Genomic DNA, 18,006 nt, shown 5'->3' on the forward strand with positions numbered 1-18,006 from the left:
AAGGCCCTATGGAACTGGGAATCGAAGGAAAATCTGCCCTCGTGACCGGAGCGGACTCCGGGATCGGTTGGCAGACCGCGAAAATGCTTCTGGCCGAGGGTGTCCGAGTGGTGATCAGCGACAAGGACCAGGGCTCGCTCGACGCGGCCGCGTCCGAGCTGAAGGCGTCCGAGGGCTCGCTGTTCGCCTTCGCCGCCGACGTCACGGACACCGCTGCCGTGGAGAAGCTGGCCGAGCGGACTCGGAATGCCGTGGGCGAGATAGACATTCTCGTTCAATCCTCCGGCGTCACCGGCGCGCAAGGACTGTTTCACGAGATCGACGAAGAGGGGTGGCGCAGTACCCTCGACATCGATCTGATGGGACCGGTCCGATTGCTCCGCGCCTTCCTGCCTGCGCTCAGGCGCGGCGGCTGGGGCCGTATCGTGCTCCTGACCTCCGAAGACGCCGTGCAACCGTACGACGACGAGCTGCCGTACTGCTCGGCCAAAGCCGGTGTGCTGGCACTCGCCAAAGGGCTCTCGCGTAGCTATGCCTCCGAAGGGCTTCTCGTCAATACTGTTTCGCCCGCGTTCATTCATACGCCCATGACCGACGCGATGATGGACAAGCGCGCCGAGGAAAAGGGCACCGATCGAGACGGCGCAATCCGCAGTTTCCTCGAGGAAGAGCGTCCGTACATGGAACTCGGACGACGCGGGGAACCCGACGAGGTGGCCTCGGTGATCACCTTCCTGTGCTCGGACCGAGCCAGCTTCGTCAACGGATCCAACTACCGGGTCGATTCCGGCTCTGTCGCAACGATGTAAGGAGACACACGCATATGACCAATTTCGGCTACACACTGATGACCGAACAGAGCGGCCCGAAGGAGCTCGTGAGCTACGCCGTCGAGGCCGAGAAGGTCGGATTCGACTTCGAGGTCGCCAGCGACCACTACTCGCCGTGGCTGTCCTCGATGGGACATGCCCCGTACGCATGGACCACACTGGGAGCCGTCGCACAGGCAACCGAACGTGTCGAACTCATGACCTACGTGACGTGCCCGATCATCCGGTACCACCCTGCGGTCGTCGCGCAGAAGGCCGCGACGCTTCAGATCCTGGCCGACGGCCGCTTCACCCTTGGGCTCGGCAGCGGTGAGAACCTCAACGAGCACGTCGTCGGTGAAGGCTGGCCGTCGATCGACAAGCGTCAGGACATGTTCGTCGAAGCGTTGGAGATCATCGAGCAGCTCCATGCGGGCGGACTCGTCACCTACGAGGGAAAACACTTCCGTGTCGACTCCGCGCGGATCTGGGATCTGCCCGAGGGCGGAGTTCCCATCGGTATCGCCGTCGGGGGAGAGAAGGCGGTCGCTCGTTTTGCCGACTACGGCAATCACCTCATCGCGACCGAGCCGGACGCCGACCTCGTCAAGGCATGGTCGGACGGCCACCAGGGGCCATCCCGCGCGATCGGCCAGATTCCGATCTCCTGGGATCCGGACAAGGACGTGGCGATCGACCGAGCGCACGACAGGTTTCGCTGGTTCGCCGGAGGATGGGCCGTCAACGCCGATCTCCCGACAACGGCAGGGTTCGCAGGCGCCACCCAGTTCGTCCGTAAGGAAGACGTCGCCCAGACCATTCCCTGCGGACCCGATCTGGATGCGATCGTCGACGCGGTCACGCCGTACTGGGAAGCGGGCTTCACCGACATCGCCCTCGTCCAGGTCGGCGACGAGACACAGGAACGCTTCCTGGCCGAGGCCGCAGGGCCGCTGCTGGAGAAGTTGAGAAAGGCTTCTGCTTGAGAAACTGCGGTGCTTGAAAAACTGCGGTTGTAGAAACCGCGATCGCACGAGAGTGGCCCCCTCCGCCGGAGGGGGCCACTCTCGTCTGCCTGTGGCCGAACCCCTGAGGATCGGCTGAAACACTCGGCTCGGCAACACACGGCCCGGCAGGTGACTGTCACTGACGCGCGAGGCACAGGATGTCAGACTCCCAGCCACTTCATGTCTAGCAGATAGCCTGTCGAATCTCAATGATGATTGTTAATAATTAATACTTTGTAACCTTAAGTATCTTTACATGCGAAAAGAACCGCGGCTCGTGCTGATCGTCGTATCGAATCGGGGGGACGCATGAGCTGCCGGATCTGTTGTCCCGGTGAAGATCTCGCCTGGATCCTCGATATGTATGACGGGTCGACCGGCTGATGCGTTGCACAACTAATATGTTTCATTCGCGACATTATGGACATTTTGCTGTCCCGCGGGGCCGACTCGGGGTGCGTCGGACCGCGTTTTTCGGTCGGTCGCGGCTCATGGATTAGTACAAAGATACAGAAAAATTCTTAATGATTGACACAGTAGTTCCGCGAACGCTAGTTTCTGATCACCCCCACCTTCGAGTGAGGTGCATCACTTGTCTAAACAGCTGTGGCGTAGATCGCTGCATGTGAAGCGCGTTCGCAACTTAGGAGTTCAAAAATGAGTCGTCCCAGGTCCCGCCGCATGCGATTGGCTGGGGCAACAGCTGCCCTGCTTTTCGCTGGATTGTCCACGGTCACCGCGTGTAGTAGCGATTCCAGCGACGACTCGAACGACGCCACGTCGGCGCCGACGTCGACGCTGCCGGACAACCCGGCCACGGGGGACACCGTCAAGCTCGGCTTCATCACGGTCGAAGGCGGCGCTGGTGTGTCCTTGCCGGAATCGCGCGAAGCCGCCGAAGCCACCATCGAGTACGTGAACAACAACGCAGGCGGCCTGGCCGGGCACAAGGTCGAACTGGTGGTCTGCAAGCAGCAGGAGGAGCCCACCTCGGCGCGCAACTGTGCAAACCAGATGGTGGAGGAAAAGGTTTCGGCAGTGCTCGTGCCCGGAAGCGGACAGGGAGCGACGATTCTCCCGATCATCGAGGGGGCGGGGATCCCGTACGTCGGAGTGAACGGCGTCTCGCCTGCCGAACTGACGTCGCCCGGCTCGTTCATCCTCTCGGCAGGGTTGCCAGGGTTCTTCCTCGGCACGTCCGAGTACGCAGCAAAGCAAGGCTGGAAGAACGTCACGTTCATCGTCGGTGATACCGGCGGCCAGCCTGCAGTGATCCAGGCCCTCGGTGCCCCGACCTTCGAGGCGGCAGGACTGAACCTCAATGTCGTGCCCCTCGCTATCGGCATTCCCGACGCGACACCACAGCTCACGGCAGCGCTCGCTGGTAACCCGGATGTGATTTCGGTTCTCGGCGACGAGTCGATGTGCATCTCGGTACTGAAGGCATTGCAGACGACCAGCCCGGACACGAAGTCCTTCCTGCTCTCGACATGCCTCGGTGAGGGTGTCATCGACGCAGTCGGCGCTGATGCTGTCAACGGCAACGTCGGAGTCACCACAGTCGACGCATTCTCCGACAACCCCGACTCCGAGCTCTACCGGAGCATCTTGGCTACCTATGCGCCCGACCTGAGCCCCGCAGGCTTCGCAGCCTCCGCGTACCAGGCAACGCTCGGAGTTGTTCGTGCTGCCAACGGAATTCAGGGAGAGGTCAACGCCGCATCGATCGCAGATGCCCTTCGGTCGTCGAAGAATGTCGAGTTGCCTGCGGGCGGCGGCATCTCCTTCTCGTGCGACGGTTCGTCCTTCCCCATGATGCCGTCGATCTGCACGAAGCAGAGTCTCTTCGGTGTGATCGAGGACGGCGTGCCGTCGAACCTCCAGCTCACCGGCGCACCTGCGTAACGCGTAGCTCGTACAAGAGTTTTTTCAGAAAGGCTTGGCATGAGTGAGCATCTCACCTATCTAGTTCTCGGCTTGGGTAACGGCGCGGTGTATGCCGCCATCGGACTCGCGTTGGTGATGACTTTCAAGAGTTCCGGGGTGGTGAACTTCGCGACCGGCGCGGTAGCGCTCTACTGCGCCTACACGTACGCCTTGCTGCGGACCGGTGAGTTGATGATTCCGATTCCGGGCCTCCCCAAGACGGTCGACCTCGGTGGGCCGCTTGGGGTGGCTCCGGCCATGATCATCTCGCTCGTCATCGGGGCCGTGCTCGGAGTTCTGTTCTACGCGCTGATCTTCCGGCCGATGCGAAAGGCGTCGGTGGTGGCGAAGGCTGTCGCTTCGATCGGCCTGATGTTGGTCGTTCAGTCGGTGATCGCGCTGCGCGCCGGCACGGAGTCGCTGTCCGTGAAGCCGATTTTTCCCATCAAGACGTTTCGGATGGGCGGGGCGACAGTACCCGCAGATCGGATCTGGCTGGCCGTCGCTGTGGTGGCCGTTGCCGTCGTGGCGTCGCTGGTCTACCGGTACACGCGTTTCGGCGTCGCCACCGAGGCTGCGGCGGAGTCCGAGAAGGGTGCATATCTGACAGGTCTGTCTCCCGATCGAATCGCTGTCACCAACTGGGCGCTGTCGTCCGCGATCGCCGGACTCGGCGGCATTCTGATCGCGCCGCTGGTGACTCTCAACCCGGTCGCCTACACCCTGTTCATCGTGCCGGCCCTGGCTGCGACTCTCGTCGGCAACTTCAGTTCGATCTGGCTGACGGTCCTGGCAGGGATCGCGATCGGCGCGCTGCAAGCCGAATCGACGAACCTGCAGGCGACGTACTCGTGGATACCGAGGGCCGGTGTCTCCGAGTTCGTTCCACTGATCCTGATCTTGATCTTCCTCGTGGTGAAAGGTCGGCCGCTACCCGATCGTGGTGCTGTGCTCAAGCAGGCGCTCGGTCGTTCACCTCGCCCGGAACGCTTCTTCTTTCCCGCGCTGATCGGTATCGGCGTAGCAGTAGTGGCATTGTTGCTCACGACCGGAAGCTATCGGGGAGCGATCGTCACCAGCATCATCTTCGGGATCCTGGGACTGTCGCAGGTTGTGATCACCGGGTTTGCAGGCCAGATCTCCCTGGTGCAGTTGACATTTGCAGGAGTCGGCGCATTCTCGGTCAGCGTCCTCAACACCCACCTCGGTATACCGTTCCCGTTTGCACCGATTATCGCGGCACTGTTCGCCACCGCCATCGGCGTCCTCATCGGTCTACCGTCGCTTCGAGTTCGGGGGCTACCGCTGACAGTGGTGACGCTGGCTCTGGCGGTGTTCCTCGACGCCTTCTGGTTCCGTAACCCGTCCCTCAACGGCGGATCGGCAGGTTCGCCGATCGACGAACCGAGACTGTTCGGTGTGAGTCTGGGAATCGGTTCGGGAGAGGCGTATCCGAGAATTGCCTTCGGATTGCTGTGTCTTGCAGTGCTGGTCGTCTGCGCGTTGGCCGTGGCGTGGTTGCGTCGCAGCAAACTGGGACTTGCCATGCTGGCGGTGCGGGCCAACGAGCGATCCGCGGCAGCCACCGGTATCAACGTCGCCGTGGTCAAACTCGCGGCGTTCGGGATCGCGGCCTTCTTGGCCAGCATCTGCGGTTCCCTGATCGGGTATCAACAGACGCTTGCCATCGCGGACCCGTTCTCGGTGATCGGCGGAATCACGATCTTCGCTCTCATGTACATCGCAGGAATCACGTCGGTCGGCGGCGCTGTACTGGCCGGACTCATGGCACCGGGCGGCGTTCTGTATCTCGTCTTCGACCGGTACCTGCACATCGGTGACTACTACATTCTCATCAGCGGCGTCTTGCTGATCATCACGATCATGGCCAACCCGGACGGAATCGCAGGCAAACTCCCGCACATCGGTTTGCCGGCAATCCGTCGTCGCTCGGCACCAGTACCGGTACCTGTGTCGGAGGAAGTGCCGGAGGCCACTGCACACCTGGATTTCGATGCGGGACAGCCCGCATTGAAGGTGACGGGAATCGGTGTCCGGTACGGCGCGGTTCAGGCAGCAGAGGACGTGTCCTTCGAGGTCTATCCAGGGGAGATAGTTGGATTGATCGGACCGAACGGTGCAGGCAAGACCACCGTCATCGACGCGATCAGTGGATTCGCACCCTCCGTCGGAACCGTCGAACTGAACGGCAAGGCTCTGCAGAACCTGCGGCCGCACGCCAGAAGTCGACTCGGTCTCGGTCGCAGCTTCCAGGACGTCGAGCTCTACGACGATCTCTCCGCGGCCGAGAACGTCGAGGTCGGTGCGACCGGAAGAAACAGCGACCCGGCACGCGTCGAACGGCTGCTCACGATGCTGGGACTCGACGAGCACGGTGACGTCGAAGTGTCGTCCCTGTCGCAGGGGCAACGGCAGCTGGTGTCCGTGGCACGGGCCATGGCGTCGCACCCGGTTGTGGCTCTGCTGGACGAACCTGCTGCCGGACTCGACACGAACGAGAGCCAGTGGTTGGGGCAGAAGCTTCGCCTCGCATGCGGGGACGGGACTGCTCTGTTGCTCGTCGAGCACGACATGGATCTGGTTCTGACGCTGTGTGATCGGGTGATCGTGCTCGACCTTGGCAAAGTGATCGCCAGTGGCACACCCGATGTCGTTCGCCAGCATCCCGAGGTGATTCGAGCGTATCTCGGCGTCGCGGCCGAGACGCCGATCGATCTCGAACACGAAGCCCAACCGCAACTGACAACACAGGAGACAGCCCCGTGACCCCCAGGCTGGAGTGCGCAGAACTGACCACCGGCTACTTCACCGAGCGCCCATGCGTCCGCGGTGTGAGCTTGACACTGGAGGAGGGGGAACTCGTATGCCTGTTGGGGCCGAACGGTGCAGGCAAGACCACCCTGCTGCTGTCGATGGCGGGATTGATTCCGCGATTCTCCGGTGGGCTGCGAGTGGACGGCGTGGACATCAAGAACGGGCAGCCCCGTGCAGCCGTGCGCGGAGGACTTGTCCTCGTCTCAGATGACCGGGCGCTGTTTCGCAAATTGTCGGTCGAGCAGAATCTTCGGCTCGCGGTTCGTGAACGGGCCGAACGTGGCCCCGGCGTCGAACGGGTACTGGACTACTTCCCAGCACTGCGCAAGCGATTGCGGATCGACGCAGGCAGGCTCTCCGGTGGAGAACAGCAGATGTTGGCCATCGGACGGGCGATCATTCAGCGACCCAAGGTGCTCCTCATCGACGAACTGAGCATGGGGCTCGCGCCCGTCATCGTCGAGGAGATCCTGCCGGTACTGCGAACGATCGCCGAACTGGATCGGACCTCCATCGTGCTGGTCGAGCAGCATGTGCACGTTGCTCTGCGGGTAGCGGACAGGGCCGCAGTGATCGTGCACGGTGAGATCGTTCTCGAGGATTCGGCGGCAACGCTGTTGGCCAATCCCGAGCGGGTCGAGCGCGCGTACCTCGGCGAAGGTCTGGTCAGCAGTCAGTCCAACTGAGGGCAGTCCAACTGAGCATTCGAATGTCCGCAACGTGAGGGCCTCGTGCAGACGACCTCGAGGTCGATCATTCAATCGATGGGAAGTACACCGATGACGCAGACTCGATCGACCGAAGAGACCACGGTGGATCTCGACGCCGTTCGGACCAGATACCGCCTCGAGCGTGACAAGCGGTTACGGCCCGACGGCCTCGGGCAATACGTGTTCACCAATTCGGGCGAATTCGAATCGTTCAGCCGTGATCCCTGGTCCGACGCACCTGCGACGCGTGAGACCGTCCATGACGACGTCGACGTGACGATTGTCGGCACCGGCTTCGGTGGATTGGTTGCAGGGGCATATCTACGAAAGGCAGGCCTCGAGAAGATTCGATTCGCTGATCCTGCCGGTGATGTGGGCGGAACCTGGTACTGGAACCGGTATCCCGGCATCGCATGCGACGTGGAATCGTTGATCTACCTCCCGTTGCTCGAGGAAGTCGACGTTCTTCCGACACGGAAGTACGCCTCGGGTGAGGAGATTCGCCAGCACGCGATCGCGCTGGCGAAGAAGTTCGAGCTGTATCGCGATGCGTTGTTTCACACCGCGGTCGACTCGGCCGAATGGAACGACGAGACCGAGCGCTGGACGGTCAAGACCGATCGCGGCGACGAATTCGTCTCCCGCTATGTGATCCTCTCCGCCGGTCTACTCCTCGGCCCCAAACTCCCGATAGTTCCCGGTATCGAGAACTACAAGGGGCACATGTTCCACACCAGTCGGTGGGATCAGGAATACACCGGAAGCGATGGGAGCGGCGGGGCGCCCAAGCTGGCCGACAAGAGAGTGGCGGTCGTCGGCACTGGGGCCACCGGAGTGCAGCTGGTGCCGGCGATCGCGCCGGATGTCAAGGAGCTGTTCGTGGTTCAGCGCACGCCGTCGGCCATCGACACGCGCGACGACGAGCCGCTCGACGCCGAATTCTGGAAGGCGCAACCAGCTGGCTGGCAAGGGCAGCGGCGTGACAATTTCATCCAGATCGTGCATGGAACCGGCGCCGCCGAGAATCTGGTGGGCGACAAGTGGACAGACATCGCGCCTGCCCGCGGAATGCGACAGCTTGCGGCCAACGGGTTCTCGGGCGATCCGGCATTGACCATCGAGTTGGCCGACTACGAGAAGATGGAAGAACTCCGCGCGAGGGTCGCCGAGATAGTCGAGGATTCCGATACTGCTGCGAAGTTGCAACCGTGGTACCGCCATATGTGCAAGCGCCCTGCGTTCAGTGACAAGTACCTGCAGTCCTTCAACCGGGAGAACGTCACTCTCGTCGACTCCGATGGTCAAGGGATCGAGCGTTTCACCGAGGACGGCATCGTGGTGCTGGGCGTCGAGTACAAGGTCGACGTAGTAATTTTCGCGACGGGCTACGAGCAGAACTCGAACCCGGCTACTCGAGCGAACGTGAATATCGTCGGGCGAGAGGGCACCACTCTGAGTGAGTACTGGAGCGACGGCCTTCGAACAGTTCACGGCTGGGTCAGCCGCGGGTTCCCCAATCTCTTTCACATCGGCTTCACCCAGAACGCGCACTCCGTGAACTTCTCGCACATTCTGGAAGAACAAGGCAAGCATATTTCGTCTGCGGTTGCGCAAGCGGAGAAGCTCGGTGGTGTGCTCGTCGAACCCACCGAGGATGCCGAGGATGCGTGGGTTCAGGAGATCGTCGAGCGCCGCGTCGATGCCTCCGAGTTCAGTGCCGAGTGCACCCCTGGCTACTACAACGCGGAAGGAAAGCCGCGAAAGGTGAGCCAACACTTCGGCGGTGGCCCTATCGAGTTTCATGAAATCCTCGCGCGCTGGCGTGAGAGTGATCGCTACTCGGAGGTATTGAGGCCCTCGAATCGCAGTTGAGCCCGTATCCGGGGGAGTCCGTCGTATTCGGCGGGCTCCCTTCGGCATGCGGGTTTCCTGCGGCATGGGGGTTTCCTGCGGCATGGGGCCTGCGCGTCTGCGATCCACGCGCTACTCCGATCTCGAACGACAACACCGTTGTGGTAGGCGGTTCGAAAGGATGGAAAGCCATGGCAGGCAACGATAGTGGAATCGAGGGCAAAGTCGCGTTGATCACCGGCGGAGGCCGCGGAATCGGCCGAGGTGTCGTCGAGATGCTGGCGGCCGACGGAGCGCGCATCGTGCTCAACGACATCGACGAAGGACCAGCTCAGGAGGCGGCGGACGCTGCGAGGGCACTGGGGGCCGAGGTCGTCACCGTCGTCGGAAGTGTCAGTGACCGAGATTTCGGGCATCGATTCGTACAAGCCGGTCTCGATGCATTCGGGGCAATCGATATCGTGGTGAACAACGCAGGCTACGCCACCTACGCGCCGGCGGAAGAAACGACGGACGAGGACTTCGATGTTGTACTCGATGTGCTCGTGGCAGCCCCGTTTCGTATTCTGCGCGCGGCGGGCAAATACTTCCGGGACGCTGCTGCGAACGGAAATCCCGTCACTCGCAAGGTCGTCAACGTCGCCTCGATCGGCGGACTCATGGGGGCGCCGAGTCAGATTGCCTATGGCGCAGGCAAAGCCGGAATCATCGGTCTGACGAACACGCTGGCGATGGAGTGGGGAAAGTACAACGTGAACGTCAATGCGGTTGCTCCGGGCATCACGCGCACGCGGTTGACGGAAGGGCCGGAGATCGGCATCGAGAGCATCACCATCGACGGGCGCGAGCACGCGCTCACCGGTGGCGGAGCACCGGGACAGACAATTCCGCTGTCCGCCAAGGCTGCCTTTCTCCCCCTGAACCGAATCGCCGAGCCCCAGGACATTGCGGGCGCTGTGTACTACCTCAGCACCCGCTGGGCGGACTACATCACCGGTGAGACCATCGTGGTGGACGGAGGGCTGCGCGTCGGCCGGTGAACGACGGCCCGGTAGCTGCCGGGCCCATCACGCGTGCAGGACGTCCATCCAGACATCGGTCAGAGTATCGACCACCGTGTCGTCGAGGGACTGGCCGTCCGATTGTTGCCGTTGAAGGTACGACTCCAGCAGGACCACGAGTACGGCAGCGCGTCGTTCGGCTTCGTGGACAGAAAAACGGGCGTGCCACAATTCGGAATTGGTGAGCAGCCTGTCGGTGTACAGCCGGTGGTATTTCCGGCTGTCATCGAGCAAATCGCGGCCCGCCACCTCGGCGATCAATCGATTGCGTTCTGCGTCCTGATTCCAGACCGTGACCACGTAGACGACCCAGCCGCGGATGGAGGAGCGGCTCCAATCGCCGAGCTCACCGAATCGGCGATACATTTCGTCGCCGTCACCCCACATGCTTCGGATGAGTTCGGCGAGGATTCCGTCTTTGGACCCGAAATGGCTGTACAACGTGGCTCGGCTCGTACCCGCGGCATCGGCGATGTCCTGGATCGACGTAGCGCTGAAGCCTTTTCTGCTGATGAGGTGGCTCGCCGTGGTCAGCAGGTGATCGCGGGTCTGCGTCCTCCTGCGTTCCCGCAACGGAAGTCGATCTGCCGAGTTCATGCCATGGAGTCTATGTACCCGGAGTTCAAGTGCTGGGGAGTTCAAGTGCTGGGGAGTTCAGGTGCTGGGGAGTTCAGGTGCTGGGGAGCTCGGGTACAGCCGGCGGTGTCGCGGGGCCGAGCCCACGTCGGGCCCCGACTGTTTCAGTATTTTCTATGGTGATCTGAATCATATCGATGTTAGACTCCGAGTCTAGTCATCGGCGCATCGAGTGCTGTCGGTTCGGTTCCAACACACTGCGCAACTGCGGTCGCGAGACAAAAGGAGCGATGTGACAACTACACCTGCGGATGCCGATGCCGACACAACCCATCTCGGTGACTATCCGTTTCCTCGAACGTGCCCGTTCGCTCAGGCCGACAGGGTCGGGAAGGCACGTGACGCCGTCGGCACTCCGATCGTGCGCCTCGAATGGCTCGACGAAGACGTGGTCTATGTGACCCGCTACGACGACGTCCGCGCTCTGTTGGCGAGTCCCCATGTCAGTTCCAAGCATTCGGTTCCCAAGTTCCCATCTCTGGTACGCGAACGTGCCTACCGCGGCGGGCCGAGCCCTATCGTGCAATCGGATCCACCGGTACACGGGCCGCTGCGGCGGATCATCGCACCCGAGCTCGCTCCCAAGTCGATTGCCGGATTTCGCCCGGAGGTCGAGAAGATCGTGGCGGACGCCATCGCACACTTGGAGTCCTTCGGTTCCGAGCCTGTGGATTTGATGACGGAGTTCGCACAGAAGATTCCGTCCGCGGTGATGTGCACACTGTGGGGATTGCCGCAGGAGATGGCACCTGTGTTTGCCAAGCTCCTGATTTCCGACATCGAGTACGGGGTCGGCCAGGAGAAGACGCGAGGCCAGCTCGGTGCCCACGAATTCGCGCAGCGGTTGGGCCAGCACATCGCCGAGAATCCGGATGCATCGAAGACCGTGCAGCGGATCAATGCGGCGATCGCGGACGGATCGATGTCGATCCTGGACGGAATCGTATTGGGTTCCACGGTTTTCGGCGCCGGGTTCGATACCACCTACAATATGATCGGCGCAGCCATCGTCGAGTTCTTGCGCTCGCCCGAAAAGGGAGCCTATTTTCTCGAGGCAACGGACGAACAGGCATATGTGGCGATCAACGAGATGATGCGCTACATATCTGCTGCCCACCTGGGTGTCGGTCGCATGGCGACTGCAGATATCGAGCTCCCCAGCGGCATCAAGATCGCCGAGGGGCAGGGCATCATCGTGTCACTCGAAGGAGCGAATCATGATCCTGCACAGTTCGATCAGCCCGAAGACATGGATCTAGAGCGCCAGGACAACAATCATCTTGGCTTCGGATTCGGGCTTCATCAATGCCCGGGTCAGCATCTGGCGCGACTCGAACTGATCCTGTCGCTGAAGGCTATTCTGCGGCACTTCCCGCACTTGCGCCTTGCTGTCGAAGAAGACGAGCTGAGATATACCGACGAGGCCGAGATTCGTGGTCCAGCACAACTTCCGGTCGTGCTGAGGTCTGCGTGACCGGAGGCGACAGAATGCCACAGATGCGAATAGTTCTCGACGAGGACCGCTGTGTGTCGAGCGGGCAATGCGTGATGACCGCGGAAGACTACTTCGACCAACGCGAGGACGACGGTGTCGCGGTCGTACTGCGAGAAGAGGTCGACAACTCTGCAGTCGATCGCATTCGGCGTGCGACCGATCTCTGCCCGGGCCAGGCACTCAGGCTCGCGAACTGAACATCTCGCGTCCGGACACCGCAGAGCAGGCGGGCGCCCGTGTTGTCGATTCCAGCGCTGTCCTCGAAAGGAAACTCCCATGACCTTGACCGCTGAGTCCAAGGCTCTACTCGCACTCTCCGCGAAGCGGAACCCGACCGAGATGAATCAGCGACCGCTGAGCACCATTCGTGCGGGACTGAAGATGATCCCACCGTCCACAACTCCGATTTTCCACACTGCCGACGTAACGGTGTCCACGGGTTCGGTTCCGGTGCCGGTTCGTATCTACCGACCGAGTTCCGCGACCGACCTACCGGTCGCGATCTACATGCACGGCGGCGGCTTCGCCATCGGCAGCTTGGGGATGGTCGACGACTTCTGCCGTCACCTTGCCGACATCGCCGATCTGATCGTGGTGTCGATCGACTATCGCCTTGCTCCTGAGCATCCGTATCCTGCACAGATCGACGATGCCGTCACCGTGTGGGATTGGATGGCTTCCGCGCCGCCGGAGCTCGGTGAGACCAGCGGGAAGATGGTGAGTATCGGTGAAAGTGCCGGGGGCACCGTAGCTCTGGCACTTGCGCTCAAGACGCGGGACCAAGGTACTCGCCGGCCCGACGCGGTCGTCAGCTATTACGGAACCAACGAACTGGTCCTCTCGAACCCGGAACTGGAGACCCCGCCGATGCTGAGTGCGGCGGATTGCGAGTGGTTCTGGAACATGTACTTGCCCGAGGGCGCCGACCGAGATTCCCCGTATGCGGTCCCCGGGAACGCGAAGTCGTTCGAGGGCATCGGCCCCACACTGGTCATCACGCCCGAGTACGACCCGACGCGGGATTCGATGGAACTTTTCGTCGACAGGTTGGCAGGCGACGGCGTCGATGCGACGCTGCACCGATTCGATGGCGTCATGCACGGGTTCATGACGATGATCGACGCCCTGCCGGAAGCCACCGAGGCCATACGGCTGACGGGTGACTTCATTGCGAAGAAGCTCGCCGGATGACCTTATTACCGAGATCGCACGCCAGGGAGAGCACTCGATGATGGAAAGAACCCGAACGAACGTCGATGCCGAGGTGCTCCGCGAACATCGTGCAGGCGCCGACCCGGCAGTGCTGTTGGCCAGCCTGGTCGGCATAACGGGTGAGTGGTCGAGGATCGACGAGTTCGAACCTCACTTCTCGCACGAGGCGACCCGCGGTGGTTTCGTGTCCTCGCTTCCCGAGGCCGACAGGGGTCGTCTCGACCAGTGGGCGCAGGAGGTTCTCACCTCGTTGTCCGACTACGACCGCGACGCGCTCGACCTTCCCGACGAGGTCTTCGCTCGCCTGGCGACAGTGGTGGGCGGGGTGCCGGTCGGTGCCGATTCGGTGCCGTTCCTCAAAGAGCAATCCGGATTCGCGAGGTTCGTCCGTACCGTGCCGCGCACCAAGGCGCCGCCGACGGACTTCACACTTGCCATCGTCGGAGCCGGAATGGCGGGAATTTCGCTGGCGATCTCGGCGAAGAACGCAGGGGTCGACTTCACCGTGCTCGAGAAGAGCTCGGGCCTCGGTGGTGTCTGGTCACGCAACCAGTATCCCGGCGTCGGTGTGGACACCCCGGCACGCTATTACTCGTTCTCCTTCGAACTTAATCCGTCGTGGACACACAGGTATCCGGACGGAAAGCAGTATCTCGACTATCTCGATCGCGTCGCGGCCGAATACGGCGTGCTCGACCGCTTCGAATTCGGGACCGAAGTGACCGAGGCCGTGTGGTCCGAGGACTCGCAGTTGTGGACGCTGACGTACGTGCAGAACGGTGAACGAAAAGAACTGAGGGCGAACGCCGTCGTGACCGCAGCCGGGTACCTCACCAACCCGAAGCTGCCCGACGTGCCGGGCGTCGAATCCTTCACGGGTCAATGGTTGCACTCCGCCGATTGGAACGACTCGGTCGACGTAACCGGTAAGCGACTCGCGATCATCGGAACGGGATGCACGGCAGTACAACTCGTCGATTCTCTGGTCGAGCAGGCAGACTCGCTCACGCTGGTCCAGCGGCAGCCGCACTGGATCGCTCCGCCGTTCGGTGTGGACCCGCTGCCGCAGGCCGAACTGTGGTTCCTGGGCACTGTGCCCACTTATGCCACGTGGGCTCGACTGAACACATTCGCCCTGATGGGTGACGGCGGCTACGACGCAGTGCGCTACGACGAGGAATGGGCAAGCACCCACGAACTGTCGATCAGCAGGCTCAACGACATGGCATTGCAGCCGTCGCTGGGACACCTGAAGGCATCGTTCTCCGACCGGCCGGATCTGGAGGCGAAGCTCACGCCGAACTACGCGATGATGGGCAAGCGTCCCGTGCGTGACCCCGGTGGTTACTACTCGGCACTCAAGCGACCCACCACCGAACTCGTCGACTCCGGGCTCAGCGAGGTCGTGCCGAACGGAATCGTGGACGGCGACGGCGTACTGCACGAGGTCGACATCATCGTCTACGCAACCGGTTTCACCCTCGAGTACCTCGGCGGCTGGAACATCGTCGGTCGGGACGGTCTCGAGCTGGCCGATGTCTGGCGTGACGCGCCGGTGGCCTACAACGGTTGCATGGTTCCAGGATTCCCCAACCTGTTCATCACGTCCGGACCACACTCGTCGGCCGCACACGGTGGAGGCCACAACTTCACCGTCGAAGCTGTCACCCACTACGTGATCGAGTCGCTGCAAGCACTGTTCGAGCAGGAGGCCCGCGTGATAGAGGTCAGTGAGCAAGCACAGAAGCGTTGGGACGACGAGGTCCACGCGGCACTGGAGAACAGCATCTGGGCACGGGAGCATCGGGCATCGACGTACTACCGCAACGAGCGGGGTGCCGTCACGCTGCCGAGCCCGTTCAAGATGCTGGACTTCTGGACCAGACTCCGAGCCCCCGATCTCGACGACGTGATAGTCAGGTGATCGCACCGCCCCGATCCGGCGGTGACACCAGCACGACGAAGACCAGCACGACGAAGACCAGCACGACGAAGACCAGCACGAGGAAAACCGGCGAAAAGGAAGGTCGATATGCGCGCAGTACGGCTCATGGGCGAGGGGCGATTGGTGATCGACGACATCGCCGAACCGGAACCCGGCTACGGAGAGGTCCTGATCCAGGTATCGGGTGCCGGCATCTGTGGATCGGACGTACACCTGCGTCACATTCCGGATTGGCCGTTGCCGGGGAGCGTCCTGGGTCACGAGACCTCAGGCCGTGTGGTGTCCACGGGTTCGGGCGTCGAGGGTTTCGACGCAGGCGACGCGGTGCTGGTGTATCTGGTGTGGTCGTGCGGCCGGTGTAGGCCGTGCGTTTCCGGCCGCGAGAACGCCTGCACCGCTGCAGGCCGTACGCGAGTGCCAGCATGCCCAGGGCTCGGCGTCAACGCCGGAGGGATGGCCGAGTTCATGAAGGTACCCGCGCGGTACCTCGAACACATCGGATCGCTCGATCCGGTTGCAGCCGCGCCGCTGGCCGATGCTGGTCTGACCCCGATGCACGCAGTCAACGGTGCGCGGCATCGGCTCACTCCTGGCTCGACAGCGGTGGTGATCGGGATCGGCGGACTCGGACACATGGGTCTGCAGATTCTGTCTGCTACGACGGGCGTACGCATCATCGCTCTCGAATCCGACAGTTCGAAACTCGAACTCGCACAGTCCCTCGGGGCCGACGTGGCCATCGCCAGTGACGAGTCGAGCGTGGAGAAGGTGTTGGAGCTGACCGACGGGTACGGCGCCGACGCGGTCTTCGACTTCGTCGGAATCGCCCCCACTGTCGATGTGGCGACGTCGGTGGTGGCACCGGACGGTGCGCTCCGGTTCGTCGGACTGGGTGGAGGCGAATTCCGCTACGCCGTGGATTCGCTCACGACCACGCTGCCGTGGGGAGTCGACGTCCGTCGGTCGTACGGAGGCACGAGGACCGACCTGCAGCAGGTCATCGCGCTCGCTGCGGCCGGGCGCGTCGAAGTGGAGCTCACCAGGTACGACCTCGATGACGCACTCCAGGCCTTCGACGATCTGGAGGCAGGAAAGGTACACGGGCGGGCTGTGCTCGTTCCCTGACCGAGCCTGAATTCGAGCACCTTTTTCTTCCGTACCCATGTGAGCAAGAGGAGTATTCATGACCTCCACGATCGAGATTCACGGAACCACCGACACGCGTTTCGACGGCCTTCGCGAGGACCTCGCGACTCAGTTGGGTACCGGGGAGGAGCTGGGGGCGGCCATTGCGGTCGACATCGACGGGGATCTGGTGGTCGATATCTGGGGAGGGTATCGTGACGCTGCGCGCACGCTGGCGTGGGAGCGCGACACCATCGTCAACGTGTGGTCGACGACCAAAGAGATCACGGCGCTGGCGATTCTGATCCTGGTCGAGCGCGGCCTCGTCGACCTTTATGCCCCGGTCGCGACGTATTGGCCGGAATTCGGTCAGAACGGCAAGGAGGCCGTCGAAGTTCGCCACATCATGTCGCACACCTCCGGTGTCTCCGGTTGGGACCCGCCGTTCGTGCCGACCGACATGTACGACTGGGACAAGTCCGTGGAACTGCTTGCGCGGCAGGGACTGTGGTGGGAACCGGGTACTGCCTCGGGCTACCATGGGCAGAATCAAGGCCATCTCCTGGGTGAAATCGTGCGGCGAGTGACCGGAAAGAAGTTGAAGCAGTTCGTCGCCGACGAGATTGCCGGCCCGCTCGGTGTCGATCTGCAGATCGGTGCCGTCGAAGCAGACGACGACAGAATCGCCGAGATCATCCCGCCGCCAAAGGTATCGGTCGATCTGTCGTCGATTCCAGTCGACTCCCCGATGATGAGAACCATGACCGGCCCGGTACCGGATGCGAATGCGGCGAACACGATCGAGTGGCGTCGTGCCGATCTGGGTGCACTGAACGGGCACAGCAATGCGCGCGCTCTGGTGCGAACCATGTCGGTGATCTCTCGCGGCGGGACAGTGGACGGCGTGAGTCTGCTGTCCGAGAAAACGATCGATCACATCTTCGAGGAACAGGCCCGCGGGCGCGACTTGGTTCTCGGAGTTCCGCTGCGCTGGGGTATCGGCTACGGCCTTCCCGAACCTGCTACGTTGCCGTACATTCCGGACGAGCGGATCTGCTTCTGGGGAGGATGGGGCGGGTCGCTGACGATCATGCTGCCCGAGCAGAAGATGACCATCTCGTACATCATGAACAAGATGGCGCGTGGTTCCATCGGCTCCGACCGATCGGCTGTATACGTCCGACGGATACTGGAGGCGGTGGCCGGGTCACGATGATGTGGCGGGGCCGCGATGATCACGCCCTGGCCGGGGTAACCTGCCGAAACGCCGGCATTCGATCATAGCTACCTCAGGAAGTCTCTTCGCATCGGCAATGCGGGGAGAATTCCTGTCGGTTGCCCTGAAAACCGAGGCTACTCCCATATTCCAACCGTGGTGGCACCCCTCGGCGGAT

At 62.2% G+C, this 18,006-nt stretch carries 14 protein-coding genes; 13 read left to right on the top strand and 1 reads right to left on the bottom strand.

Annotated elements, in window-relative coordinates:
- The first annotated feature begins 8 nt into the window (after window positions 1-8).
- The 7 genes from RY1_RS07385 to RY1_RS07415 all read left to right on the top strand — a co-directional run bounded on the left by RY1_RS07385 (window position 9) and on the right by RY1_RS07415 (window position 10,178).
- Window positions 9-809 carry an SDR family NAD(P)-dependent oxidoreductase gene (locus RY1_RS07385; RefSeq protein ID WP_072802894.1) on the top strand — a complete coding sequence of 267 codons (801 nt, stop codon included), beginning with the start codon at window positions 9-11 and terminating at the stop codon, window positions 807-809.
- A 14-nt stretch (window positions 810-823) separates the two neighbouring features.
- On the top strand, window positions 824-1,795 hold the full coding sequence (locus RY1_RS07390) for an LLM class F420-dependent oxidoreductase (protein ID WP_072802895.1): 972 nt from the start codon (window positions 824-826) through the stop codon (window positions 1,793-1,795).
- Between the two features lie 678 nt (window positions 1,796-2,473).
- Window positions 2,474-3,721, top strand: coding sequence for an ABC transporter substrate-binding protein (locus RY1_RS07395; protein WP_245819531.1), 1,248 nt, complete (start codon window positions 2,474-2,476; stop codon window positions 3,719-3,721).
- A gap of 39 nt (window positions 3,722-3,760) precedes the next feature.
- Window positions 3,761-6,529: a branched-chain amino acid ABC transporter permease/ATP-binding protein gene (locus tag RY1_RS07400; RefSeq protein ID WP_072802897.1), complete on the top strand. Its 2,769-nt coding sequence runs from the start codon at window positions 3,761-3,763 to the stop codon at window positions 6,527-6,529.
- On the top strand, window positions 6,526-7,263 hold the full coding sequence (locus tag RY1_RS07405; protein ID WP_084727236.1) for an ABC transporter ATP-binding protein: 738 nt from the start codon (window positions 6,526-6,528) through the stop codon (window positions 7,261-7,263). Before RY1_RS07400 ends, RY1_RS07405 begins: the two co-directional genes overlap by 4 nt.
- A gap of 78 nt (window positions 7,264-7,341) precedes the next feature.
- Window positions 7,342-9,159 carry a flavin-containing monooxygenase gene (locus RY1_RS07410; RefSeq protein WP_072803063.1) on the top strand — a complete coding sequence of 606 codons (1,818 nt, stop codon included), beginning with the start codon at window positions 7,342-7,344 and terminating at the stop codon, window positions 9,157-9,159.
- A 170-nt stretch (window positions 9,160-9,329) separates the two neighbouring features.
- Complete coding sequence (locus RY1_RS07415) at window positions 9,330-10,178, top strand: SDR family NAD(P)-dependent oxidoreductase (RefSeq protein WP_072802898.1); 849 nt, start codon at window positions 9,330-9,332, stop codon at window positions 10,176-10,178.
- 27 nt (window positions 10,179-10,205) lie between these two features.
- On the opposite strand, the gene RY1_RS07420 is transcribed toward RY1_RS07415, so the two are convergent.
- Window positions 10,206-10,796, bottom strand: a complete 591-nt coding sequence (locus tag RY1_RS07420; RefSeq protein ID WP_072802899.1) for a TetR/AcrR family transcriptional regulator — start codon at window positions 10,794-10,796, stop codon at window positions 10,206-10,208.
- Window positions 10,797-11,067: 271 nt separating this feature from the next.
- On the opposite strand from RY1_RS07420, the gene RY1_RS07425 reads away from it, so the two are divergent.
- The 6 genes from RY1_RS07425 (at window position 11,068) to RY1_RS07450 (ending at window position 17,828) form a co-directional block, all read left to right on the top strand.
- On the top strand, window positions 11,068-12,309 hold the full coding sequence (locus RY1_RS07425) for a cytochrome P450 (protein WP_139279752.1): 1,242 nt from the start codon (window positions 11,068-11,070) through the stop codon (window positions 12,307-12,309).
- A 23-nt stretch (window positions 12,310-12,332) separates the two neighbouring features.
- A complete protein-coding gene (locus tag RY1_RS07430; protein ID WP_072803065.1) occupies window positions 12,333-12,527 on the top strand; it encodes a ferredoxin in 195 nt (64 codons plus the stop codon).
- Between the two features lie 79 nt (window positions 12,528-12,606).
- Window positions 12,607-13,521, top strand: a complete 915-nt coding sequence (locus RY1_RS07435; protein ID WP_084727237.1) for an alpha/beta hydrolase — start codon at window positions 12,607-12,609, stop codon at window positions 13,519-13,521.
- A gap of 37 nt (window positions 13,522-13,558) precedes the next feature.
- Window positions 13,559-15,466 (top strand): flavin-containing monooxygenase, encoded by a 1,908-nt coding sequence (locus RY1_RS07440; RefSeq protein WP_084727238.1) that lies wholly within the window; start codon window positions 13,559-13,561, stop codon window positions 15,464-15,466.
- A gap of 108 nt (window positions 15,467-15,574) precedes the next feature.
- A complete protein-coding gene (locus RY1_RS07445; protein ID WP_072802902.1) occupies window positions 15,575-16,612 on the top strand; it encodes an NAD(P)-dependent alcohol dehydrogenase in 1,038 nt (345 codons plus the stop codon).
- Window positions 16,613-16,670: 58 nt separating this feature from the next.
- Entirely contained in the window at window positions 16,671-17,828 is a 1,158-nt protein-coding gene (locus RY1_RS07450; protein ID WP_072802903.1) for a serine hydrolase domain-containing protein, read from the top strand.
- Window positions 17,829-18,006: the final 178 nt, after the last annotated feature.

Origin of the sequence: Rhodococcus yunnanensis NBRC 103083 (assembly GCF_001895005.1) — a bacterium.
Taxonomy (GTDB): domain Bacteria; phylum Actinomycetota; class Actinomycetes; order Mycobacteriales; family Mycobacteriaceae; genus Rhodococcoides; species Rhodococcoides yunnanense.